Genomic DNA, 25,349 nt, shown 5'->3' with positions numbered 1-25,349 from the left:
CGGATGGGCTATCCTCGGGCTCTCCCGCGCCGTCGTCAGAGCCGGGTGTTGAGCAGGGAACCCCCGATGATCACCAGTAAGCTGCCGAATGTCGGCATCACTATTTTCACGCAGATGTCTCAGCTCGCGGCCCAGACCGGAGCGATCAACCTGTCCCAGGGTTTTCCTGACTTCGACGGCCCGCAGTCCCTGCGTGATGCGGTCGGTCGGCACATCGCCAGTGGCCACAACCAGTATTCACCGATGACTGGCCTGCCGGCGCTGCGCGAGCAGATTGCGGCGAAAATCGCTCGCAGCTATGGCGTGCAAGTCAGTGCCGACAGTGAAGTGACGGTCACGCCAGGCGCGACCCAGGCGATCTTTTGTGCGATTCAGGCGGTTATCCACAGCGGCGACGAAGTCATCGTGTTCGATCCGTGCTACGACAGCTACGAACCGGCGACGGAGTTGGCGGGCGGTCGTTGCGTACATGTACAACTGAATCCGAACGACTTCTCCATCGATTTCGATCAACTCGCTACTGCCCTGAGTCCGCGCACGAAAATGATCGTCATCAACACCCCGCACAACCCGAGCGGCGCGCTGATCAGTCGTGCCGAACTCGATCAACTGGCAGAGTTGATCCGTGGTCGCGACATCTACCTGATCAGCGATGAAGTCTACGAACACCTGGTGTTCGACGGCGTGCCGCACGTCAGCGTGCTGGCCCATGAAGAGCTGTATCAGCGCGCATTCGTGGTCAGCTCGTTCGGCAAGACCTATCACGTCACCGGCTGGAAAACCGGTTACGTCGTCGCGCCGCCAGCGCTGACCACCGAACTGCGCAAGGTCCACCAGTACGTCAGTTTCTGCGGCGTCACGCCGTTGCAATATGCGCTGGCCGATTACATGGCCGAGCACCCGGAACACGTCGAAGAGTTGCCGGGTTTCTATCAGGCCAAGCGCGATCTGTTCTGCGATCTGCTGGCGCCGTCGCGCTTCACCTTCACCCGAGTCACTGGCACCTACTTCCAGTTGGTCGATTACTCGCAGATCCGTCCTGACCTGAATGACGTCGAGATGGCCATGTGGATGACCCGCGAACACGGCGTGGCGAGTATTCCGGTGTCGGTGTTCTACCAGAACCCACCGCAAGGCCAGCGCCTGGTGCGCCTGTGTTTTGCCAAACGCGAGGAGACGTTGCGTGAAGCGGCGGCAAAACTATGCGTGATCTGAGTGCGTTACCTGATCTGAACCTGGCGCTGATCCAGACCAGCCTGGCCTGGCATGACCGCCAGGCCAACCTTGAACATTTCGAGGTGTTGCTGGAGCAGGCGTGGGGGGCGGATCTGATCATCCTGCCGGAAATGTTCACCACTGGATTCTCCATGGAATCCGAAACCCTTGCCGAAGCCGAGAATGGCCCGACCAGCAAATGGCTGCGGGTTCAGGCGGCAAAGCTCGATGCAGTCATTACCGGCAGCGTGATCATTCAGGCCGCCGACGGCAGCCATCGCAATCGCCTTCTATGGGCGCGACCGGACGGTGAAGTGTTGCATTACGACAAGCGTCACCTGTTCCGCATGGCCGGCGAGCACAATCACTACACCCCCGGCGAACGTCAGGTGCAGTTCGAACTCAAGGGCTGGCGCATCCGTCCGCTGATCTGCTACGACCTGCGCTTCCCGGTGTGGAGCCGCGATGCGCAGGACACTGATCTGTTGCTGTACACCGCCAACTGGCCGGGCGCGCGGCGTCTGCACTGGAATCGCCTGTTGCCGGCGCGAGCCATCGAAAACCTTTGCTATGTGGCGGCGGTGAATCGCGTCGGCACGGACGGTAAGGGCTTCGCCTACACCGGTGACAGTCAGGTGCTGGATTTCCAGGGGGAAACCTTGCTGGCGGCGGGGGAGGCGGACGGGGTGTTCAAGGTGGTTTTGGAGGCGGCGTCACTGGCGGCGTATCGCGAGCGCTTTCCGGCGAATCTGGATGCCGACACCTTCGAGTTCACCTGAGGTAACTGATTGTTCCCACGCTCTGCGTGGGAATGCAGCCGTGACGCTCCGCGTCACTGGACGCAGAGCGTCCCTTGAGGCATTCCCACGCAGAGCGTGGGAACGATCGCAAGCAAAAAAAGGCCCCGGAGTTTGCACGCCGGGGCCTTTTGCATTTCAGCGATCGATTACGCCGCTTTCGCCTCAGGCTGGCTCAGTGAGCGGTTCAGCGCGCTGAACAGGGCCTTGAAGCTGGCCGTGGTGATGTTTTCATCGATGCCCACGCCGTGCACTGCACGTTCGCCGTTCACACGCAGCTCGATGTACGCCGCTGCTTTGGCGTTGGTGCCTGCGCCGATCGCGTGTTCGTTGTAGTCCATGATCTCCACCGGAATCGGCAGGCCAGCGACGAGTGCTTCCAGTGCACCGTTGCCCTTGCCGCGCCAGTGCAGGTTGGTTTCGCCCTGACCTTTGCTTGCCACTTCCACTTCGACGGCGCTGTTGCCGTTTTCTTCCTGCAGGCGATGGCTGACCAGCGCATACGGGGTGTTGGCTTGCAGGTATTCGCTGATCAACAACGAGTGAATCTGTTTGGCGGTCATCTCCAGGCCCAGACGATCGGTTTCACGCTGCACAACCTGGCTGAATTCGATCTGCATGCGACGTGGCAGGCTGATGCCGTACTCCTGCTCCAGCAAGTAGGCGATGCCGCCCTTGCCCGACTGGCTGTTGACGCGAATCACCGCCTCGTAGCTGCGGCCGATGTCGGCCGGGTCGATCGGCAAGTACGGCACTTCCCACAGTGCATCCGGTTTCTGCTGGGAGAAGCCTTTACGGATCGCATCCTGGTGCGAGCCGGAGAACGCAGTGTGTACCAGGTCACCAACGTACGGGTGACGCGGGTGAACCTGAATCTGGTTGCACTCTTCGACCACTTTGCGCACGCCGTCGATGTCGGAGAAGTCCAGCTGCGGGTCAAGACCCTGGGTGTACATGTTCAGAGCGACGGTGACGAGGTCAACGTTACCGGTACGCTCGCCGTTGCCGAACAGGCAGCCTTCGACGCGATCGGCGCCGGCCATCAGGCCCAGCTCGGTAGCGGCGACGCCGGTGCCACGGTCGTTGTGGGTATGCAGGCTGATGATCACGCTGTCACGACGGTTGATGTTGCGGCCGAACCACTCGATCTGGTCGGCGTAGACGTTCGGGGTCGCGCACTCAACGGTAGCCGGCAGGTTGAGGATCATCTTGTGCTCAGGCGTCGGGTTCCACACCTCGATCACCGCGTCACAGACTTCCTTGGCGAATTCCAGCTCGGTAGCGCTGAAGGTTTCCGGCGAGTATTCGAAGGTCCACTCGGTGTCCGGCTGCATCGCCGCGTATTTGACGAACAGCTTGGCCGCGTTCACGGCGATGGCCTTGATACCGTCCTTGTCCTGGTTGAAGACGATGCGACGGAAAGAAGGCGAGGTGGCGTTGTACAAGTGAACGATGGCTTTTTTCGCACCGCGCAGGGATTCGAAAGTACGCTCGATCAAATCTTCACGGCCCTGGGTCAGCACCTGAATGGTGGTGTCGTCCGGGATGTGGCCTTCTTCGATCAGGGTACGCACGAAGTCGAAGTCGGTTTGCGAAGCGGCCGGGAACGAGGCTTCGATTTCCTTTACACCGACCTGCACCAGGGTTTTCCAGAAGCGCAGCTTTTTCACCGCGTCCATCGGTTCGATCAGCGACTGGTTGCCGTCACGCAGGTCGGAACTGCACCAGATCGGCGCGGTGTCGATGGTTTTCGACGGCCAGGTGCGATCCGGCAAGTTGATGACGGGAAACGCGCGGTATTTCGAAGACGGATCTTTGAGCATGCTCATCGGGAAATTCCTTATTGTCTGGGCCGAAAAGAGGCGGCCTGCCGGTGTTACGAATGTTCTTGGAAAAGCGTGGGACGAGGTGCCGCGATTCAGCCTGGCAGTCGTGCGCTGACAAGGCACAGGCTGCGGTGCTGGCGAAGCTGAATGAGGGTGTGAGAGGTTTTCATGCCTTCAACCCTAACCGCGGGGGGAGAGGTTGGCAAGCAGTCGGAAAAAATTGAGAGGAATACTCGGAAAGCGAGGCTATGCAGGATTTTATTGCGCTTAAGGCGGTGGATCTTATTGATGTTTGCGTGCGGTTAGATTGGGGCGCAATTGAGTTTTTGAAGATTCATTGAGTGTGGCGGTGTTTTATAGGCCGCCTTCGCGAGCAGGCTCGCTCCCACAGGGGATCTTTGTTGTGAATAAGATCCAGTGTGGGAGCGAGCCTGCTCGCGAAGAGGCCGGTCGCCTCAACACATATTTAAGGTTGAAATGCACCAATAAAAATCGCCGGATCCACCCGCGCATCATTCAGGCTGACATTCCAGTGCATGTGCGGCCCGGTTGCCCGGCCCGTCGAGCCGACTTTGCCGACCACCGCGCCCCGCGCCAGTTGATCGCCGACTTTCACATCAATCTTCGACATATGGCAGAACATGCTGATAAAGCCCTGCCCATGGTCGACAAACACGGTGTTGCCATTAAAGAAGTAGTTGCCGATCAGAATCACTTTGCCCGCCGCCGGAGTCTTGATCGGCGTGCCCGCTGGCACGGCAAAGTCGAGACCCGCGTGGGGATTGCGTTCTTCACCATTAAAGAAACGACGCACGCCAAACTTGCTCGACAGCGGCCCGTTGACTGGTTTATCCAACAACAAATTGCTTGGCGTGTTCGGGCTGAAGCTGCGGTAAGCCTTGATCTGCTCGGCCAGTTCGCCCTCGATGCGCTTGAGGTTCGACTGATCCGGGTTTACTTGCTGTTTGTTCTTCAGGGTGATGCGCTGTTCCGGGTATTTCTTGTTACCCACGGTGAATGGCAGATTGCGCCCGCCACTGCTGATCTGTTGCGCGCCCGGCTTCACCGTCAACGGCACGCCGACAATCGCCAGCCAGTTGTTCTGCTCTTTCACCACCAGCACCGGTTTGCCCTGATACGTGGCTTTCGGTGCCTGCGCGGCGGTGCCCAGATCAACCACCGCCACACCGCCCGGCACCGGTTTGTTCAGTAGCCGGGTGATGTAACTGTCGGCGTGGGCATTGAAGGTCAGGCAGAGCAAAAACAGTGGAGCGAGAAAGCGCGGCATGGATCAGTCCAGTAAGGAGAGAGTGACAGGCGTCAGGTGATTGTCCTCGACGCGCACTTGCAGTTCGCCTTCGCCGAGTTTGGCTTTGAGGCGCTGGCCGGTGTGGGTCTGTGCAGCGTTGCGAATCGCATGGCCACGCTCATCGAGCAAAATGCTGTAACCGCGACCGAGCGTCGCCAATGGGCTGACCACGTGCAGCGTCTGCATCTGACTGTGCAATTGCAGGCGCCGGTTTTTTAGACCTTCGCGCATGGCGCGAGGCAAGCGTTCGGCGAGGCTGTCGAGTCGCTGGCGCAACATCGCCAATTGCCGCCCCGGATGCTGGCCGGCGAGGCGTGTTTCCAGGCGGATCAGGCGCTCGCGACGGGTATTGAGATGGCGCTCGAACGCCCGACGCATGCGCATGTCCAGATCATCCAGGCGCTGAGCCTGTTGGCGCAGACGTTCGCCGGGATGGCGCAAGCGACGGGCCATGCCTTCCAAGCGCAGACGATCACGCATCAAACGGTCGCGCATGCGCATCACCAAGCGCCGATGCAGGCTTTCGACCTGACGGATCAGATGACTGGAATCGGGCGCGAGTAATTCGGCAGCCGCAGACGGCGTCGGTGCGCGCACGTCGGCAACAAAGTCGCTGATCGACACATCGGTTTCATGGCCGACGGCGCTGACAATCGGCGTCACGCAGGCATCAACGGCACGGGCTACAGCTTCTTCGTTAAAGCACCAGAGGTCTTCCAGCGAGCCGCCGCCACGGGCGAGGATCAGTGCGTCGAAACCACGGGCATCGGCCATTTTCAGAGCGCGGACGATTTGCGCGGTGGCTTCCCGGCCTTGTACGGCAGTCGGAATCAGCGTCAGTTGCACCTGCGGCGCACGGCGGCGGAATACGCTGATGATGTCGCGAATCACCGCGCCGGTTGGCGAGCTGATGATGCCGATGCGCTGCGGATGCGCGGGCAACGGCACTTTGCGTTCGGCACTGAACAGACCTTCGGCGCTGAGCTTTTCCTTCAGCGCATCGAAGGCCAGACGCAGTGCACCGTCACCGGCAGGTTCGACAGTGTCGAGAATCAACTGATAGTCGCCACGGCCTTCGAACAGCGAAACCTTGCCACGCACCTTCACCGCCAGGCCGTCCTTCAACGCCTGACGCACTCGCGCAGCGTTCTGCCGGAACAGCGCGCAACGCACCTGCGCGCCGCTGTCCTTGAGGGTGAAATAGATGTGGCCGGACGCCGGGCGCGCGAGGTTGGAGATTTCGCCTTCGACCCAGATGTTGCTGAACACGTCTTCGAGCAACACCCGCGCGCGGCCGTTGAGCTGGCTGACGGTCAGGACCTCACGGTCCAGGCCAAGTCTTGCAAAGGGATCTTTAATCATGGGGCGCAGTTTAAAGGCATTTGCCGTCGAATCACCATGACACCGCACAAAACCCTGTGGGAGCGAGCCTGCTCGCGAAAGCTTCTTATCCTTCGACATCTTCAGTGGCTGACAGTCCGCTTTCGCGAGCAGGCTCGCTCCCACAAGGGGGATTGGTGAAGGTCTGGAGGAAGTGTTGGATCAGCGGGGTCGGATTCTGTGGGTAGGCGAGGGCGACGGTGCTTTGGCAATCGGGATCGGTCAGCGGCAGAAATCGTACGCCGCTTGGGGCGATGTCCTGCATCGATTCCGGCAGCAGGGCGATGCCGAACCCGGCCTGAATCAGCTGGAGCTGGGTGGTCTTGCGCGACATGACCCGCGCCGCTTGCGGAAAGAAGCCCTGACGCATGCACAGGTCAGCACACAGATAGCTCAGGCCGCCACGCTGTGGATGCGGGATCGAGATGAACGCTTCGTCCTTCAGTTGGGCCAGATCGACACGCTCAGCCTCGGCCAATCGATGATTCATCGGCACTGCCAACAGCAACCGTTCAGTAAACAGCGGCACAATCTGAATACCTTCGCGCTGGCGCAACACTGGCAGGCGCAGCAGGCCGACATCGAGGCGTCCTTCGACGAGTTCTTCCAGTTGCGCTTCCGAAGAGAGTTTGCCGATATCCAGTGACACGCCAGGCTGTTGCTGCAGATAAGCGCCGAGATCACTGAGCACCCGGCCACTGATAGACACAGTGCTGGAGTGACTGAGGCGCAAGGTGCCGAGCTGGCCATTGCCGACTTCGGTGGCCATGGCGCTAGCCTTGCTCAGCTCATTGAGCAAATTTTTTGCTCGCGGCAAAAAAGCTTCCCCAGCCGCAGTGAGGCGAGGCTGGCGCGCGGTGCGCTCGAAAAGCGGGGTTTGCAGGCGCGTTTCCATGTCCTTGATTTGCCGGCTCAGCGCCGATTGCGCAACGAACAAACGTTCAGCCGCAGCACTGAAACTGCCACATTCGGCAATTTCGACGAAGTAACGCAATTGACGGGTTGAAAGCACCAGTTATGCCTTTTTGAGATGGGTGATCGACTTTGAAGATATTAGTCGCAACCCTCGGCGCTGGCTAAAGTCATCTCAGGCTTATTAAGGAAGCGGATCGATGAGTGTGGCGGGGTTGTTGAGTGAATGGGCGTGGGGCGCTGGCGGCTGGGCTGTGATTGGGTTGGGCATCGCATCGGCTTACATCGTGTTCGGCATTGCCGGATTTGGCACCGCACTGGTGGCGGGGCCGATTCTGCTTCTGTTCATGCCGTTGTCGAAGATTGTGCCGCTGCTGGTGCTACTGGATTTCGTTGCAGCGTTCGGCAACCTGCTGCCGTCGCGGCGGGATGTGGCTAAGCCGGAGTTGTTGCGGCTACTGCCGTGCATGGCGCTGGGCTGCACGCTGGGAGTGATTTTCCTGCTTAATCTGAAATCCGATCTGTTGCTGTTGTTGATGGGCCTGTTTATCAGCGCTTATGCGGTTTACAGCCTGTGGGTCAAAGCCCGGCCGGCGCAATTGTCGGCGGCCTGGGCAGTGCCGATGGGCACGGTGGGCGGGTTGTTCGGCGCGCTGTTTGGCAGTGGTGGCTTTCTATACGCGATTTATCTCAACAGTCGACTGCCGAAAGACGCTGCGCGGGCGACGCAAAGTGCGCTGATCAGTTGCAGCACGGTGGTGCGTTTGAGCCTGTTTGCCATCGCCGGTGTGTATGCCGAGCTACCCTTATTGATGCTGGCCTTGTGTTTGTTGCCGGCCATGGTGCTGGGGTTGTGGATCGGGCGGCGCTTGACCATGAAGTTGTCGCGCGAGGCGTTTGTGCGGCTGGTGACATGGCTGGTGCTGGCGAGCGGGCTGGCGTTGATCGGACGCTACCTCAGCACTTGACCGGATTTTGTCAGGGATTAAGCTGCCGGCCTTTAGGGCCTCTTCGCGAGCAGGGAACTGCATGCCATTGTGGGAGCGAGCCTGCTCGCGAAGGCGTCAGAAGTCACACCGCAGGATTTCCCATGAATTCGCAAAGCATCATCGTCCCGAAAATCTCCACCCTGCCGGTCCACGAACCCCGGGCCCGGGCGATCGTGCGCTGGCTGGTGCGCAAGAACATCATCAAAGAAGAGCTGACAACCTGTGGCCGCACCGGCAACCGCATGGCTTACGCGATTGCCGATGGCGCCCGCGCCGTGGTCCTGCACCCGCAAGCGCTGCCATTTGGTGAGCCGATCAACGGGCTGGAGATCGTCACCAAACGCTGCATCTACACGCCGGCCAAGGGCTTTCTCGAAGAGGCTGGTTGTGCCGAGTGTCGTCGCGAGATCGGCGAAGCGCTGTTTGAAAGCCTCGAAGACTGGATGCCGGGGCGCACCGACAACTTCACCTGCCCGGAATGCGGTCACGAAGACGACATCAACGGCTTCCTGTACCTGCAGGAGTGCGGGTTTTCCAACCTCGGCTTCATCTTCAATAACTGGCTGGAGGCGGGCTTCAAGCAGAGCTTTATCGATGAGTTCGCCGATTGGCTCGATCAACCTGTCTCTTGGGTCAAGGTGGAGCTGTAGCGGCGGGGGTCTCCGTATATCAGCAACATTGATATTAAGCTGAGTTTTACATTGAACAGCAGGGGGTGGATGACTATAATGGCGCGCTTCCATTTTCCCGCTCGGGAGCCCCCGCGATGCTGCGTATCAGCCAAGAAGCTCTGACATTCGACGACATTCTCTTAGTGCCTGGTTATTCCGAGGTGCTTCCTAACGAAGTCAGTCTCAAGACCCGCCTTACCCGTGGCATCGAGCTGAACATTCCTCTGGTTTCTGCTGCAATGGACACCGTCACTGAAGCCCGTTTGGCAATCGCCATGGCTCAGGAAGGTGGCATCGGCATTATCCACAAGAACATGACCATCGAGCAGCAAGCTGCCGAAGTGCGTAAGGTCAAGAAGTTCGAAGCCGGCGTCGTCAAGGATCCGATCACCATCGAGGCTGATGCCACGGTACGTGACCTGTTCGAATTGACCCGCATGCACAACATTTCCGGCGTTCCGGTCCTGCACGATGGCGACCTGGTCGGCATCGTCACTTCCCGTGACGTGCGTTTCGAAACCCGTCTGGAAGCCACCGTACGTGAAGTGATGACGCCTAAAGAGCGTCTGGTCACCGTGCGTGAAGGCGCCGACAAGAACGAAGTCCGCGAGCTGCTGCACAAGCACCGTCTGGAAAAAGTTCTGATCGTCGATGACAAGTTTGCCCTCAAAGGCATGATGACCGTCAAAGACATCGAAAAAGCCAAAGCCTACCCGCTGGCCAGCAAGGACGATCAAGGTCGTCTGCGCGTTGGCGCTGCGGTCGGTACGGGTAAAGACACCGGTGACCGTGTAGCGGCTCTGGTCAACGCTGGCGTGGACGTCGTGGTAGTCGACACCGCGCACGGTCACTCCAAAGGCGTGATCGACCGCGTTCGCTGGGTTAAAGAGAATTTCCCTGAAGTGCAGGTGATCGGCGGCAACATCGCCACCGGCGCCGCAGCCAAGGCTCTGGCCGAAGCTGGCGCTGATGCGGTCAAGGTCGGTATCGGCCCTGGCTCGATCTGCACCACCCGTATCGTCGCCGGTGTCGGCGTCCCGCAAATCAGTGCCATCGCCAACGTCGCCGCTGCCCTTGAAGGCACTGGCGTACCGTTGATCGCCGACGGCGGTATCCGTTTCTCCGGTGACCTGTCCAAGGCCATCGTAGCCGGTGCTTCCTGCGTGATGATGGGCTCGATGTTCGCCGGTACTGAAGAAGCGCCGGGCGAAATCGAACTGTTCCAGGGCCGTTCGTACAAGGCGTATCGCGGCATGGGTTCGCTGGGCGCCATGTCCCAGGCTCAAGGTTCCTCCGACCGTTACTTCCAGGACTCCTCGGCAGGTGCCGAGAAACTCGTTCCGGAAGGCATCGAAGGCCGTGTGCCTTACAAAGGCACCCTGAGCGCGATCATTCACCAGTTGATGGGCGGTCTGCGTTCCTCGATGGGCTACACCGGTAGCGCCAACATCGAAGAAATGCGCACCAAGCCTGAGTTCGTGCGGATCACCGGCGCTGGCATGGCCGAATCCCACGTTCACGACGTGCAGATCACCAAAGAAGCGCCAAACTACCGCGTAGGTTGAGCCTTCAAGCAACAAGCAAAGCAACCGGGGCTGTTTGATTCAGCCCCGAGTTGTTTCTGAATCACGACTGTTTCTGAACGACTTAGACGAGACTGAATCATGGCCCTCGATATTCACGCTCACCGCATCCTGATCCTCGACTTCGGCTCGCAATACACCCAACTGATCGCCCGCCGCGTGCGCGAAATCGGTGTGTACTGCGAACTGCACCCGTTCGACATGGACGAAGATGCGATCCGCGAATTCGCTCCTAAAGGCGTCATCCTCGCCGGCGGCCCCGAGTCCGTGCACGTCGCCGACAGCCCGCGCTGCCCACAGGCAGTGTTCGATCTGGGCGTACCGGTCTTCGGTATCTGCTACGGCATGCAGACCATGGCCGAGCAACTGGGTGGCAAGGTTGAAGGTTCCGAACTGCGTGAGTTCGGTTACGCCCGCGTTGACGTGGTCGGCAAGAGCCGTCTGCTCGACGGCATCGAAGACCACATCGACGCTGACGGCCTGTTCGGCCTCGACGTATGGATGAGCCACGGTGACAAGGTCACCAAAATGCCGGAAGACTTCCACATTCTGGCCAGCACCCCGAGCTGCCCGATCGCCGGCATGTTCAACGACGACCGTGGCTACTACGGCGTGCAGTTCCACCCGGAAGTAACCCACACCAAGCAGGGCGGTCGCATCCTGTCGCGCTTCGTCCTCGACATCTGCGGCTGTGAAGCCCTGTGGACCCCGTCGAAGATCGCTGAAGACGCCATTGCCAACATCCGCGCACAAGTCGGTACCGACAACGTGCTGCTGGGTCTGTCCGGCGGCGTTGACTCCTCGGTAGTTGCCGCGCTGCTGCACAAGGCCATCGGCGACCAACTGACCTGCGTCTTCGTCGACAACGGCCTGCTGCGTCTGCACGAAGGCGAGCAAGTGATGGCCATGTTCGCCGAGAACATGGGCGTCAAAGTGATCCGCGCCAACGCTGAAGATCAGTTCCTCGACAACCTGGCCGGCGAAGCCGATCCGGAAAAGAAGCGCAAGATCATCGGTCGCACCTTCATCGACGTATTCGATGCCCAGTCGAACAAACTGGAAAACATCAAGTACCTCGCTCAGGGCACCATCTACCCGGACGTGATCGAATCGGCTGGCGCGAAAAGCGGCAAGGCCCACGTGATCAAGTCGCACCACAACGTGGGCGGCCTGCCGGAAGAGATGAACCTGAAACTGGTCGAGCCACTGCGCGAACTGTTCAAGGACGAAGTTCGTCGTCTGGGTCTGGAGCTGGGCCTGCCGTACGACATGGTCTACCGTCACCCGTTCCCGGGCCCGGGCCTGGGCGTGCGCATCCTCGGTGAAGTGAAGAAGGAATATGCCGACCTGCTGCGTCGCGCTGACCACATCTTCATCGAAGAACTGCGCAAAGCCGACTGGTACCACAAGGTCAGCCAGGCCTTCGTCGTGTTCCAGCCAGTGAAATCGGTTGGCGTTGTTGGCGACGGCCGTCGTTACGCCTGGGTTGTGGCCCTGCGTGCTGTAGAAACCATCGACTTCATGACCGCGCGTTGGGCTCACCTGCCTTACGAACTGCTGGAAACCGTATCCGGCCGCATCATCAATGAAATCGAAGGCATCTCTCGCGTCACTTACGACGTATCGAGCAAGCCGCCGGCGACGATTGAGTGGGAATGATCTCACTACTCGTTGATTAACGAAAAACCCTTGGCCTGAAGCCAAGGGTTTTTTCGTTTCATGTCTTGAAAACGGGTTAGTTGGGTAAGCGACTTTGCAGGGTCAGGCCGATCTCTATCAGGCGCTGGGATAAAGCGCCGAGGTTACGGAACATGATGCCGCTGATCCGGGGCATCGACTGTGCCCAGATGTAAAACTGACCATTCCTGCAATTTACTATTGTTCGAACGATATTGCTGGAGCTGTCGCGACGCACGAGCATGTAGGTATTTTGCATTTTTTTGAGCATGAACATGCCGTTGCGATTGAGGAGTGTGTTCTCTGCTGCCTCAGTCCATTGCGGCATAGGTGTTTCGATCTGCAAGCGCAGATCGGCGAATAGAATATCGGATGAGTTGCGCGTCGTTGCCCCGTTATCAAACGGGCCCCGAGTGACTTTCAGTCCCGGGTCGATACTGACGCCGGGCACTTCGCTGGGCACCGCTTCTTCAATGCGTAAACCGATGCCGCCCCTGAGTTCGCTTATGCCTGGCAGATTTCTGAAAGCGTTGGTGTTCGTTGCCTCGACTAGGGCAGCCCATTTTCCGGTTCTGTTAAGGAGCTCGTCACCCCACATGATTTGAGAGGCGAGCCGGGCGTGGATCATCTGCTCTTCGATCGAAGTCAGCGGTATTTTCAGTTTGTAACTGTGTGCGACTTCAAGACCATGGCTGCGGATGCCATTGGCCTGGGCAGCCTTGATCAGTTCAAGCATGTTGAATCGGTCATCAGGGTCGGTACTCAGGCTGGACAAGTAGCCGCTAAGGTCCTCTGACATCTCTCCCGACAGGTAAAAGTCGTTGAGGTCTGCCTGGGCAAAATCGCTCAGCAAACCACGTACATAAAGTGTGTCGATATGCCGTGCGAACGCCGGCATGTTTTCGATCATGAAACGCATGCTGGCGATGCGATCAAGGGTTTCGCCGACGACCAGTCCATCGGTATTGGCAAAGATGCGATCAATCAACTCAGCCGTCTGCATCTCGGCATCGATTGGCGGGATGACTGGCCGTGCGGGCAGGTTGGTCCAGTTCAGCTCTGAGTAATACTCTTTGGCCTCGTTTAGCAGGAACGAGCGTTTTTCGCGAAAATAGGCCGCGTACGTATCGGCAGTTGATGGGTTACCACGGTTTGCGCTGGAGAGCTCGGCGAAAGTCTCGGGCAGGTTCATTGCCCATCTTTTCATTTTCGCAATGTCCATTCCTACGATGTCGTTCAGGGGCGTAACCAGACGCAGTGGTCGCGCAACTGGTGAAACCGGTTCAACGAGGGGAAGCTCCGCTGACGGGGTTGATGAGGCTGGGGCCGAGGATGAGGACGAGGGCAGGTCAATGCCCAGTAAACAGGCCTTGCCCACGCATTGGCCGCCTCCCCTGAGGCGCAACGCGGGTATGCGTTCCCACTTGCCGCTACTACTCAAGCGTACTGGCAACGAGTAAGCGAACTGATTGGGTCGCTCGGGATTGACGATGGCCCAGTGGCCAGTGTCTTCGGATTCGGCAAAGTAGCGCACGTAGTAAGCCGCACCCTCTATTTCGATGGCATAGCCCGGTTCCTTGTCCAGGCGGTAAATGCCCTCATACTTGCCTGGAGCTGCCTCTGCAGAACGCTGGGCAAGTAGCTCGTTGCATCGATATTTGGCAGGAATCTTTGGAACAGACCAACCTTGGCGCGCAGCCGCCGTGGCCAACTGCTGGGTGGATGCGATGGTGGTCTCGGTGGCGATTTCGTTTGCCAGCTCAACGGTCGCCTGTGGATCAATCGTCGCGACTGGCGGTTGATCCACAGGCGGCAAGAAGGGTGCGTCAGGCGCAGTGAACTCGACCAACCCGAGCATTTCTTGCGCTTCGGCAAACTCCACCTGCGGGCCCACTTCAAGTTGCGCGCCCGTGCTGATCAGAAACGGAATGTTGAACACAATGTCGATCGCATTCAGCACTGCGCCGGTAACTCCGGCCTTGCGTTCGGTTGGCGTGGTGCCGTTGATGGCCTGATCGATGTTCAATCCCATGTTCGCGATGCTGGCGCCAATCAAAGGCAACGCCAAAGGCCAGCCCACCGCTGCCATCGGACCGAATACTTTCAGACCGGCACTCAAATAACCGATCCAGAGTTTTTTGCGCAATTGACTGTTGGAAGTGAGTACAAGGTGCGCCTCGGCAACCATGGCCGTACGTGTCGACTCGCTCAACCAAGTGAATGCGTCACCGCTGATCGCGACGTTGCTGCGATTGATCATTTGATGATCGCTGTGACCCCAAGTGCTCACTAGGCGGTTCATCAGATCGGTGAGGTTTTCGGTCAAGTGATTGCGGTCAGCCAGCGGGAAATGCTTGAGAAAAGCCGTGCGCTTGTCCTCTGAATTCATCTGCTCCAGCATCCACCAATGCAGATCCGCTTCATTCTCCATCAAGAGGAATGTCTGGGCTTCGCCTGGCAAGTAAAGGGTCTGGCGGCCACTGTCTTCCACCAGACGCAGTGCATTGGAGGCTACGTGGCCATCGAGATCCAGCGCCCGCACTTCAGCACCGACCGGGTGTAACGCTTGCAGCATTGGCAAGGTAACGGGCCAGGTGACGGGCCCGATTACCGAGTCGACGACGCGCTGAAAGTCAGTTCCGTCAAGGTCACCCTGTTGCAGCGCCTGCACCGCCAGGCTGAGAAAGTTGCACTTTGCCAGGGCTCGGAAGTTATCCGACGAGGTTTGCCAGAAAGTCGTCAGTTGGCCTATGTAGCGCGCGCTGAAGTCGACGTCCCAGAACGCCTTCAGCACATCACTGCCCAGCAACCGGACTTCATTGCTCTGATTGAAGTTTTCTGCCTCCGGGCCATCCGAGTAGAACCCGCAGTAAAGACCAAGCAGATCTGCGTTGTCTTGATCAGTCGCGCGAAAGCGATGGATCACCAACTGTGTGAGGGTGAGCGTTTCGTAAGGCTTTTCCAGCAAATGTACCCAACCCGTGAAGGTCAGCGTGCTGCTCTGCGCCGTTTTGAAACGGTGGAAGTAAACACGGTCGGAATCGAGGCCGGACAGTCCGTTGTCCGCCAGTATTTCGTTGGCCACTTGATGGGCAGCGTCGAGCAGGCTCGGGCAGGTCTGCACGATCGTCGCAGCAATGGCTTTGAGGGCAGTTTTGTCCTCAGCGTTTGGCAGGAGACGTCGTTCGGGGGAGGTCATGCGTTCTTCATCCTTGAGAAACAAAGACTGAGCATGACCGATTCGCTTAAGGGCAGTGCACTACCCGGCTACCGCATATTGCTCCCCTATTGATAATCGAGTGGGTGTGATGGGGGAGGATGGCTTGTATGGCGTTCTCCAGGCACCTGTCATCGGTATCAAAGATATTGGGATCGAATCAGATCCGTATCGAACGGCGTCAGCCCTTTATCTAGCGCAAACACTTGCTCAGCCTGCTGCGGCGAATCCACTCGTTCTCCCCGCGCTCGAGCATGTAAGTCGAACAGCGTTTCCAGATCCGGCCGTGGTGTATGCACCAAGGCCCGTAGCATCAACGATACCCCGCTAAGATTTTTGTCGACGTTGTTCCACCGGGGAGATGAAGTAAGCCCCAGATCGGCCCAGACCACGCGTCGTTCCTGTAAGTCCATCACGAATGGCAGACAAATTACTGTGTCGGAGGCGATATCGATGCGGTCGACCACGGAGCGTGGCTCGAACACTTCACCCGACGCCGTGTCGGTGCGGGCCATCCATCCGGCGAAGCATTCCGGAAGATCGCAATACGGCTGCTGAGTAAAAGAGTTAATGGACGTGACGACATAGCGGATACCTTTCTCAACCAGAATATCAAGGTCGAGGTCGATGAACTCCGAAGCCCCGTCGGGCGCATCGACGATGTCGCCGCTGTGGTAGCCGCCGTAACCCTTCAGGTTGTAGTACGCGACCGTATCTTTGAACACGAAATTGGCGTCGAAAAATGCGGCGGACAAGTCGATGTCCGTACGAGCACGACCGTTCTTCCACCACAGAAACAGTCGAATAAAACGTGTGTCGGGCATTGGCAGCCGACTGCCCCGAACGAGGGTGCGCAGGGACTTCGATGAGGCACGCTGAGCCAGCGGCACCTTGTATTCGCGTAATGCTGGATCGACGTAACAGCGGCCTAATGGCGGTAGCAGCGCAAAACGATTTACCAGAGCGTCTTCGCAGATGCGAGCCGCGCGCGCCAACAGTTCAGGTGAGAGAGGCTCTCGGTGATCCCTGATGGCATAGACTTTGGCGAATGAACCTTTCGGTGTGAACGCCCGCAGGGGCAAGGGGCGCGAGGCGCGAACCTGGGCCAGCACCTGCAACAGGACAGGCGAGGACACTCGTGCTGCAACCGTCTCAAACGCGTCGAGTACCGGGTCTGCTTCCGTCGCGCGGCGCAGGGTCACGTCTAGTCTTCGTGCGAACTCACCTGGACGGCTTTGTAAAAGGGGCGTAAGCGCGGTGATGTCACGTTGGGCCAGCAATGTTTCGACACGTGAGTTAAATGTGACGGGCGGATCGTTACGGCGCGCTGCCGTGATAACGGCTAAAGCTCGAGGATACTTATCGCCATAATCGCCGGGATGTAATACCTCAGCCAGGCGCTTCCAGCGCTCAGCATGGCGCATCACGTCTTCTGCAGCGTTGGGTATGTTATCGAGCAGGCGCAAAAATAGACGGCGCATCGAGCGCTTCATTGCTTTGAAGCGTGTCGTAGCTGTCGTCAGCGACACATCTGCGCCACTCAACGCGACAGCCAGTCGTAGCACGTCAGTTGCGGTCTCGACGTTTCGTTGCAGGAAGGCGTCCACCCTTGCATCGGTGGCGACATACCGGATCAGTGCGCCGCCAACCTGTGCACGGATCTCCCGGAACGGAATGGTCTCAGGCAGCAAGCGGAACACATCGCTTTTGTACTCTCGAATAAACCAGACTACATCGGCCGTTTCTTCTTCAGAGAGCGAAGTGCGCGATGAAACCAGCGGCTCAAGCAGTGACTCGAATTCAGAGACGCTTCCCGGTTCGATAACGCGGGATATGAAGTTGCCTTCAAGCATCGGAGGTCGAGCGTGTTCTGTTGCTGGTAAGCGCCAGAGCGTGAGGTAGTGGATGACGGCGTTAAGGTACAACTCCGCCTGGGAGGCCGTCAGAACCTGCTCTGGGAAGTCAGGATAAAACGGCCGGTGATGCACGTGAGCACCAGTCTGCCGTCGAAGCACTCTGATAATTTCGCGTAGCCAGTACTTCAGTTCTGTAGCTGACAACGTGCCGATTTGCTCAATCAGAGACTCTGACAGTACGCATCGGAACGCCGCGATTTCCTGGACAGCCGACGCGACCTGGGCGCGCGTAGCACCGCCAGAGCCCATCGGGACGTGAACTTTGCTGCGGCGACGCAGGAACAGCTCCTGATTCATACTTGAGTTTCTCCTTTGATCGCCGTCATGGACGAGCTGCAGCATCGTGTCTACAGCAGATATAAAAACGCCTGCAAGAAAGCAGGCGCAGTGTGGAGAGCGAAACCCCTAGGTCATAGGAGGTTTAGAAGGAAGGTGTTCCATAGCCACGGCGGCATTCTACGTAAGGTTGTCTCTGTTTGTCAGGTGGTTGCCTGTCTCAACGGTAACAAGCTGCTTCGGCAGAAGATTGGTTACTAACGATCAGCCTCAATCAGGGATCCGGCTACGCAATATCAGCCCGGTATCGGACAACCGTTGAGACATGTCCTTCAGGTTGGCGAATGCGATGTCATTCACCCGCTGCCACGCAGGTCGGTGGAGGGAGACCTTGCCGTCACTCGATCGAGTGATCGGTGTGCGTTGCAGCATGCCTTGTTTGCTGCGGTGGATCAGCGTGTAGCGCTCACCTGTTTTTTCGAACAGATACATGCCGCGCCTGTACAACAGATTCTCCAGCGTTTCTTCGGTCCAGGTCACCTCGGGTGCGGGCATTTTCAAGCGCAGATCGGCGCGCAGAAAGTCTGGATTTCCTTGTCTGACAGTGCCGCCGGGCGAGCTGCCGCGTGGTACTTCAATACCCGGATCGACATCCACGCCCAGCTCTTCACCGGCGCCGACTTCATCGATTCGCAAGCCTATTCCCCCCTTCAGTTCACTGATGCCCAGCAGTCCTCTGAAGGTATTGGTGCTGTGAGCATCGGTTACTACGATCCATTTTCCCGGGCTGTTGAGGTAGACGTCACCGGTCATGATGTCGTTGGTCAGGAAGGTGTTCATCATTTGCTCGTCGACGGACGGCAGCGGTGTTTTCATTTTGTAGCTGGCGGCGCAATCGATCGCCTGAATCCGAACCCCGTTCGCTCGCGCGACCTGGACCAGTTCCAGTGGGTTGAATCGACCGGCGGGATCGGTGCCCAGACTGTTCAAGTAAGTGTGTAAATCCGCAGTCATATTGCCGCTGGTGAAGTAGCGGTTCAGTTCCACTTGAGCGAAGTCACTGAGCAGGCCGCGCAGGTAGAGGGTTTTCACGTGTCGGGCCAGCGCCGGCATGTTTTCGATCAGAAAACCCATGCTGGCAATGCGATCAAGGGTTTCTCCGACCACCAGTCCGGAGGCACTTTCAAAAACGCCATCGACAAGATCGGTCAGTGGCATCAGCCGGTTGATCTCGGGTATCACCGGGCGCGGGGGCTGGATGACCCACGGCAGGTTCTTGAAAAAACCTCGGGCTGAACTTTGCAGAAGTTGGCGTTTGCCGGCGGCATACAACTCGAACGGATCGTCCATGGCGAAACCGCCGGCACCGTCGGGCTGCAACCGGGCATGGGTTTCGTTGAGGTTTAACGCCCAGGCTTTTATCGAACGGCGTACCGACGGTTCGATGTCAAAGGCACTGGTCACCGGGCGTGGGGGCCTCGATGTCGAGGGTTGCGGTTCTTCTGCCGGTTGCACGGGCGTTTCGGGCGAGGCAGGTTCGAAGGTGTCGAGTTCGAGATCCGGAGTGCATTGTTTGCCCATGCACTGGCCGCCACCCTTGAGACCCAAGGCTGGCATGCGCTCCCATTCTCCTTCGCCATTGAGACGGACAGGCAGCGCGTGGACAAGCTGGTTTGGGCGCTCAGGGTCGACGATCGCCCAGTCGCCGTTGCCGTGAGCGTTGGCGAAGTAGCGCACATAGTACGGCGTGTCATTCATCAGAATGGCATAGGGCGGATCCGAGTCGAGGCGGTAGACACCGTGGAACTTCCCGGACTCTTCGCCGAGTGCTGTGCCATCAAGCAGCTCGTTGCATTGGTAACGTTCGGGCACCGGAGGCGGTAGGGCTTTCTGCGCCGGAACCAGCATCGTTTCATCAATATCTGGCCCGGGGATGTCGGCATCGTCCGGCACCATGATCGGCTCTTGGTAATCGGCTTTGGCAGAGGCATTCCAGGTTTCGCTGTACTCAGCCATCTCGGCGGCTTCTGCAGCCTCGACCTCGGCGCCAACCTCCAGCATCGGCCCGGTGCCGATCAACAATGGAAGGTTGAATAACAGATTGATACCACTCAAAACCGCACCCAGCACGCCGGCCTTGCGTTCGGCCCTTGTCTTGCCGTTTTGCGCCTGATCGATATTCAGACCCATGCTCGCAAGGGTGGCGCCAATCACCGGTAGCGCCAGTGGCCAACCGACAGTGGCCATCGGACCAAATACCTTGAGGCCCGCACTCAGATAGCCGATCCACAGTTTCTTGCGCAGATCGCCATTGGATGTCAGAGACAGGTGGGCTTCAGCAAACATCGCCTGACGTGTCGAGTCGCGCAGCCAACTGAATGCATCATCGCTCAGTTCCTGGTTTGTGCGGTTGATCAGGTGATGGTCGGCCCGGCCCCAGGTGGCCACCAACCGATTCATCAGATCGGGCATGTTCTCGCTCATGTGCTGACGATCGGCGAGGGCAAAATGCTCCAGGAAGGTCGCGCGGCGTTTGGCGTCGTTCAGTTGATCCAGAACCCACCAATGCAGGTCTGCCGGCGTTTCCTTGACCACGAACGCTGCGGTCGCACTCGGCAGATAGATAATCTGCCGACCGGCAGAATCGACGAAGCGTAGCAATTGCGTGGAGATATGCCCGTCTATGTCGAAGGCGAACACATCTCCCGTTGTCGTGTGGCTTGATTGCAACATGCTCAGGGTGACCGGCCAGCTAACCGGTCCCACCACTGAGTCCACCAGCCATTGAAAGTCACTGCGGGTGAGTTGCCCAAGGTCCAACGCCTGCACTGCACGGCTAAGGAAATTGCACTTGGCCAAGGTGCGGAAATCCTCGCCGTGGCTGTTCCAGAAGTCCGTCAGCGTGGCGCTGTAGTACCCACTGAAATCGAGGCTCCAGAACGCCTTCAAGACCTCGTTGCCGTGCAGGCACACCTGGTTTTTTTCGTCGAAATTTTCGCCCTGCGGACCTTCGCTGTAGAAGCCACCGTACAGATCGAGCAGGTCGGCGTTGTCCTGGTCGGTGGCACGAAAACGATGAATGACCAGCTGTGTCAGGGTCATCGATTCGTAGGGTTTCTCGCGGATGTGCTCCCAGCCGGTAAATGAGCGAGTGCTGCTCTGGGCCGTCTTGAAGCGATGGAAATAAACCTCATCCGGGTCGAGGCTCGACAGGTCTTTTGCTTCCAGCAGATCACGGGCGGCTTCATGGGCAGCGTCCTGCAGTCCGGGGCAATTGTGCACGACGGTATAGGCGATTCGCTTCAGAACCGCCTTGTCTGCCGCGTTAGGCAGAAGGCTTTGTTGGGTGGCGTACATGCTTTCTCCATCCTTGAGAAATGAAGGCCGAGCATGGCCGATTCGCTCAAGGGGAGTGCACTACATATGTACCGCACATGATCGTTGGAAACGTGTCGGGGTCAGCGCCGTGCCACGTCGGAAAAGTAGAATTTGTCGAGGGTGTGGCGGGATTCGGTGTACTCGAACTGACGCCCGTCCTGGAGGAAGGTCTGGTTGCTGACCACGATCACATGGCTCTGGCCATCGAGGTCCAGGTGCAGTTGATCATCCTTGCTGCGCGGCACCGCTTCGATGGTGCGTTGGGCGTAGGCAATCTGTAGCTGCAGGGTCTGCTCGATATGGGCGTAGATCGATTGCTCGGCGATGTCGAGGGACAGGCCGGGAATCACTTCGCTGACGAAGTGGTTGATGTCGAGGATCACGCGTTTACCGTCGATCCGCCGCACACGTTTGATTCGGGTGATGAGGCTGCCGGGTTCGGCATGGATGTGTTCGAGCAGGGGGCCTTCGAGCGGGATCTGGCTCAGCTCGACCACTTCGGTGCTGACATCTTTGCCCAGGCGCGGATAGGTTTCCTGGAAACTGACGATGCCGCCGAGCTGAAATTCGATCGGGTTGGTCGAAAGCACAAAGGTGCCCTTGCCGTGGATTTTCTGCGCAAAGCCGCGCTCCTGAAGCAGTTCAATGGCTTTGCGCACCGTGCCTCGGCTGGCCTGATAGCTGTCCATCAGTTCGGTTTCGGAAGGCAGGCGGGCGCCGCGCTCCAGGCGTTCAGTCGTGATGCTGGCCAGCAGATCGCTATAGATCTGGTTGTATTTGCTCATGGGTAGGCTCGGTGCCGACTGTGCTCAAAGCTTCGAACCTTAAGGCCAGGGTAGGGCTTTGTCCATGTGGGCGATGGAAATCACCCTAAGGCAGGGTAGGAAAATTCGCCTTCGGTCTGGCAGGAACATACATAAACAAACTCGTCTGTACGAGTTGTTGCATTAACTCGTACAGACGAGTATTTTTCGCTTCGGCGTGCTGCCAATAACAACAATCCATAGCGGAAGAACTAGCATGAGCCACGACTATCCGAACATCACCAGGCAATTGCTGCAAAGCCTCGGCGGCAGCGACAACCTCGAACAGGCCGCCCATTGCGTCACGCGGTTGCGGCTGGCCCTGAAAGATCCGGGCCTGGTCGACAGTGCCATGCTCAACCAGATCGACCTGGTCAAAGGCTCGTTCTTTACCGGTGGCCTGTATCAGGTGGTGATCGGTCCGGGCGAAGTGGAAAAGGTCTATGCCGAACTGCGTCGTCAGACCGGTCTCGCGGCGTCGACGATCGCTGACGTCAAACAAAAAAGCACTGAAAAAATCAACGCCATGCAGCGTCTGGTGCGGGTGTTTTCCGACGTGTTCATGCCGATTCTGCCGGCACTGATCATTGCCGGCCTGCTGATGGGCATCAACAATCTGCTGGGTGCCAAAGGCATGTTCATCGACGGGCAGACCCTGCTCGATGCCTACCCGAAACTCGATGGGCTATGGAGCCTGATCAATCTGATGGCCAACACCTCGTTCGTGTTTCTGCCAGCGCTGGTGGGCTGGTCGGCGGCCAAGCGCTTTGGCGGCAGCGAGATCCTTGGCATCGTGCTCGGTCTGATGCTGGTGCACCCGGATCTACTCAACGCCTGGAACTACGGCAAGGCCGTGGCCGGGCTGGACGGGCAGCAGTTGCCGTACTTCGACATTCTCGGATTGTTTCAGGTGGAAAAGGTCGGCTATCAGGGGCAGATCTTGCCGATTCTGCTGGCCGCTTACGTAATGAGCGTCATCGAAAAATGGCTGCGCGCGCGCGTGCCCAACGCCATTCAGTTACTCGTGGTACCGATCACCACCATCGTCGTTACCGGCGTATTGGCGCTGGCCGTGATTGGCCCGGTAACCCGCCACATCGGCATCTTCATCACCGAAGGGCTGGTCATGCTGTTTGACCTGGCACCAATGGTGGGTGGCGCCATTTTCGGTCTGCTGTATGCGCCGCTGGTGATCACCGGCATGCACCACATGTTTCTCGCGGTCGACCTGCAATTGATCTCGACCCAGGGCGGTACCTTCATCTGGCCGATGATCGTCATGTCCAACCTTGCTCAGGGCAGTGCCGCCCTGGCGGTGTTCTGGATGACCCGTAATGCACGGGACAAGAGCATGGCGTCGACTTCGGCAATCTCTGCCTACTTCGGTATCACCGAGCCGGCGATGTTCGGCGTCAACCTGCGCTACAAGTTTCCGTTTTATGCCGCGCTGACCGGTTCGGCACTGGGCTGCGTGTTCCTGTCGCTGAATAAGGTTCAGGCCTCGGCCATCGGCGTCGGCGGACTGCCGGGGTTCATCTCGATCATCCCGCAGTACATCCCGATGTTTGTGCTGGGGATGCTGATTGCCATGCTCGTGCCGTTTGTTTTGACCTGTGCATTGAGCATGAAGATCGTCCGGCCCGGTTATCGGGTTGCCTGAACAATCGCTTTCGCGAGCAGGCTCGCTCCCACAGTTGATTGCATTTCAATCTGGGCGCGAGCCGCACGGACTTATTGAAGGAGTTGTGCCATGCAAGACTGGCAGCGTTCGGTGATCTACCAGATCTATCCGAAGAGTTTTCATAGTCACGCCGGCAACCCGACGGGTGATCTGCTCGGTATCGTCGCCAAACTCGATTACCTGAAGTGGCTGGGCGTCGACTGTTTATGGATAACGCCATTTCTGCGTTCGCCGCAACGCGATAACGGCTATGACATCAGCGATTACTACGCCATCGACCCGAGCTACGGCAGCATGGCCGACTGCGAATTGCTGATCGCCGAGGCGGGCAAGCGCGGGATCAAGCTGATGCTCGACATCGTGGTCAATCACACCTCGATCGAACACGTCTGGTTTCAACAGGCGCGCAGCAGCCTCGACAACCCGTACCGTGACTTCTACATCTGGCGTGATCAGCCGAACAACTGGGAATCCAAGTTCGGCGGTTCCGCCTGGGAGTACGAAGCCCAGACCGGTCAGTATTACCTGCACCTGTTCGACCACACCCAGGCCGATCTGAATTGGGACAATCCCAAGGTGCGCGCTGAAGTGTTCCGGATGATGCAATTCTGGCGAGACAAGGGCGTCGGCGGTTTTCGCCTGGACGTGATCAATCTGATCTCCAAGCCTGCGGACTTCCCCGAAGACGACAGCGATGGCCGACGCTTTTATACCGACGGGCCGAATGTCCACGCGTACTTGCAGCAGATGCACCGCGAAGTCTTCGAAGGGCACGACCTGATCAATGTCGGCGAGATGTCATCGACCAGCCTCGAACACTGCATTCGCTATTCGAATCCGCAGTCGAAAGAGTTGTCGATGACCTTCAACTTTCATCACCTGAAAGTCGATTATCCAAACCTGCAGAAGTGGGTACGCGCCGACTTCGATTTCCTTCAGCTAAAGAAAATTCTGTCCGACTGGCAGACCGGCATGCAGGCGGGTGGCGGCTGGAACGCGCTGTTCTGGTGCAACCACGATCAGCCGCGCGTGGTCTCGCGCTTCGGCAACGACGGCGAGTACCGCGAATGCTCGGCGAAGATGCTCGGCACCGCACTGCACTTTCTGCAGGGCACGCCGTTCGTCTATCAGGGCGAAGAGTTGGGCATGACCAATCCGGGGTTCGAATCGATCGAGCATTATCGCGATGTCGAGACGCTGAACATTTTTCGCCTCAAGCGCGAGGCCGGCAGCAGCGATACCGACAACATGGCGGCGATCATGCAGAAGTCCCGCGATAACGGGCGCACGCCGATGCACTGGGACGCCGGGCCAAACGCCGGTTTCAGCCGTGTCGAACCGTGGATCGGAGTGCCGGCCAATGCTGCGCAGATCAACGTCGCAAACCAGCTCGACGACCCGGACTCGGTGTTGCATCACTACCGCCGTCTGATCGCGCTGCGCCGCAGTGAACCGTTGATCACCGACGGGCTGTACCAACAATTACTGCCCGAACATCCGCAGGTCTGGGCGTATGTGCGTGAAGGTGACGCCGAGCGTTTGTTGGTGGTGAACAACTTCTACGGGACAACCTGTGAAGTGGAATTACCGGCGACGGTCATCAGTGAATCGATGAGCCAGCGCCAGTTGATCAGCAATTATCCAGAGGGCGCGTTGCGCAAGCGCCAGGTGACGTTGCGACCTTACGAGTCCTTCGTCCTGCACCTGATCGATCCCTGA

The 25,349-nt window shown here is 58.4% G+C and carries 16 protein-coding genes; 8 read left to right on the top strand and 8 right to left on the bottom strand.

What is annotated here, in order from left to right:
* The first annotated feature begins 66 nt into the window (after positions 1 to 66).
* Both J0G10_RS25235 and J0G10_RS25230 read left to right on the top strand, forming a co-directional pair.
* The gene (locus J0G10_RS25235) at positions 67 to 1,215 is read left to right on the top strand and encodes a pyridoxal phosphate-dependent aminotransferase (RefSeq protein WP_095125906.1); all 1,149 of its coding nucleotides are present in this window, start codon (positions 67 to 69) and stop codon (positions 1,213 to 1,215) included.
* Complete coding sequence (locus tag J0G10_RS25230) at positions 1,203 to 1,994, top strand: amidohydrolase (RefSeq protein WP_220556956.1); 792 nt, start codon at positions 1,203 to 1,205, stop codon at positions 1,992 to 1,994. The genes J0G10_RS25235 and J0G10_RS25230 overlap by 13 nt, the downstream gene beginning before the upstream one ends.
* A gap of 167 nt (positions 1,995 to 2,161) precedes the next feature.
* Here the strand turns inward: J0G10_RS25230 and leuA are convergent, their stop codons facing one another.
* The 4 genes from leuA to J0G10_RS25210 form a co-directional block, all read right to left on the bottom strand.
* Positions 2,162 to 3,841 carry a 2-isopropylmalate synthase gene (gene leuA, locus J0G10_RS25225; protein WP_007916856.1) on the bottom strand — a complete coding sequence of 560 codons (1,680 nt, stop codon included), beginning with the start codon at positions 3,839 to 3,841 and terminating at the stop codon, positions 2,162 to 2,164.
* Between the two features lie 463 nt (positions 3,842 to 4,304).
* A complete protein-coding gene (locus tag J0G10_RS25220) occupies positions 4,305 to 5,126 on the bottom strand; it encodes a M23 family metallopeptidase (protein WP_099757097.1) in 822 nt (273 codons plus the stop codon).
* A gap of 3 nt (positions 5,127 to 5,129) precedes the next feature.
* Entirely contained in the window at positions 5,130 to 6,509 is a 1,380-nt protein-coding gene (xseA, locus tag J0G10_RS25215; RefSeq protein ID WP_016984362.1) for an exodeoxyribonuclease VII large subunit, read from the bottom strand.
* Between the two features lie 85 nt (positions 6,510 to 6,594).
* Positions 6,595 to 7,539: a LysR family transcriptional regulator gene (locus J0G10_RS25210; RefSeq protein ID WP_220556955.1), complete on the bottom strand. Its 945-nt coding sequence runs from the start codon at positions 7,537 to 7,539 to the stop codon at positions 6,595 to 6,597.
* 100 nt (positions 7,540 to 7,639) lie between these two features.
* Between J0G10_RS25210 and J0G10_RS25205 the strand changes: the two genes are divergently transcribed.
* The 4 genes from J0G10_RS25205 to guaA all read left to right on the top strand — a co-directional run bounded on the left by J0G10_RS25205 (position 7,640) and on the right by guaA (position 12,341).
* Positions 7,640 to 8,407, top strand: a complete 768-nt coding sequence (locus J0G10_RS25205; RefSeq protein ID WP_095048344.1) for a sulfite exporter TauE/SafE family protein — start codon at positions 7,640 to 7,642, stop codon at positions 8,405 to 8,407.
* Between the two features lie 122 nt (positions 8,408 to 8,529).
* Entirely contained in the window at positions 8,530 to 9,078 is a 549-nt protein-coding gene (locus tag J0G10_RS25200) for a sugar ABC transporter ATPase (RefSeq protein WP_095048343.1), read from the top strand.
* Positions 9,079 to 9,194: 116 nt separating this feature from the next.
* Positions 9,195 to 10,664: an IMP dehydrogenase gene (gene guaB / locus J0G10_RS25195; RefSeq protein WP_034156270.1), complete on the top strand. Its 1,470-nt coding sequence runs from the start codon at positions 9,195 to 9,197 to the stop codon at positions 10,662 to 10,664.
* A 99-nt stretch (positions 10,665 to 10,763) separates the two neighbouring features.
* The gene (gene guaA, locus J0G10_RS25190; protein WP_122589943.1) at positions 10,764 to 12,341 is read left to right on the top strand and encodes a glutamine-hydrolyzing GMP synthase; all 1,578 of its coding nucleotides are present in this window, start codon (positions 10,764 to 10,766) and stop codon (positions 12,339 to 12,341) included.
* A 76-nt stretch (positions 12,342 to 12,417) separates the two neighbouring features.
* Here guaA and J0G10_RS25185 read toward each other — a convergent pair whose 3' ends face one another.
* The 4 genes from J0G10_RS25185 to treR form a co-directional block, all read right to left on the bottom strand.
* Complete coding sequence (locus tag J0G10_RS25185) at positions 12,418 to 15,558, bottom strand: membrane-targeted effector domain-containing toxin (protein WP_220556954.1); 3,141 nt, start codon at positions 15,556 to 15,558, stop codon at positions 12,418 to 12,420.
* 158 nt (positions 15,559 to 15,716) lie between these two features.
* Positions 15,717 to 17,789: a TerD family protein gene (locus tag J0G10_RS25180; protein ID WP_220556953.1), complete on the bottom strand. Its 2,073-nt coding sequence runs from the start codon at positions 17,787 to 17,789 to the stop codon at positions 15,717 to 15,719.
* Between the two features lie 249 nt (positions 17,790 to 18,038).
* Positions 18,039 to 21,125, bottom strand: coding sequence for a membrane-targeted effector domain-containing toxin (locus J0G10_RS25175; protein ID WP_220556952.1), 3,087 nt, complete (start codon positions 21,123 to 21,125; stop codon positions 18,039 to 18,041).
* A 101-nt stretch (positions 21,126 to 21,226) separates the two neighbouring features.
* Positions 21,227 to 21,931 carry a trehalose operon repressor gene (gene treR / locus J0G10_RS25170; RefSeq protein ID WP_220556951.1) on the bottom strand — a complete coding sequence of 235 codons (705 nt, stop codon included), beginning with the start codon at positions 21,929 to 21,931 and terminating at the stop codon, positions 21,227 to 21,229.
* Between the two features lie 235 nt (positions 21,932 to 22,166).
* On the opposite strand from treR, the gene treP reads away from it, so the two are divergent.
* Positions 22,167 to 23,609: a PTS system trehalose-specific EIIBC component gene (gene treP, locus J0G10_RS25165; RefSeq protein ID WP_095125902.1), complete on the top strand. Its 1,443-nt coding sequence runs from the start codon at positions 22,167 to 22,169 to the stop codon at positions 23,607 to 23,609.
* 90 nt (positions 23,610 to 23,699) lie between these two features.
* Positions 23,700 to 25,349, top strand: a complete 1,650-nt coding sequence (gene treC / locus J0G10_RS25160) for an alpha,alpha-phosphotrehalase (RefSeq protein WP_095125901.1) — start codon at positions 23,700 to 23,702, stop codon at positions 25,347 to 25,349.

It is taken from the genome of Pseudomonas germanica (assembly GCF_019614655.1).
Taxonomy (GTDB): Bacteria; Pseudomonadota; Gammaproteobacteria; order Pseudomonadales; family Pseudomonadaceae; genus Aquipseudomonas; species Aquipseudomonas neuropathica.
Note: the sequence above shows the minus strand (reverse complement) of the source record. Positions and strands in the feature narration are given on the sequence as shown.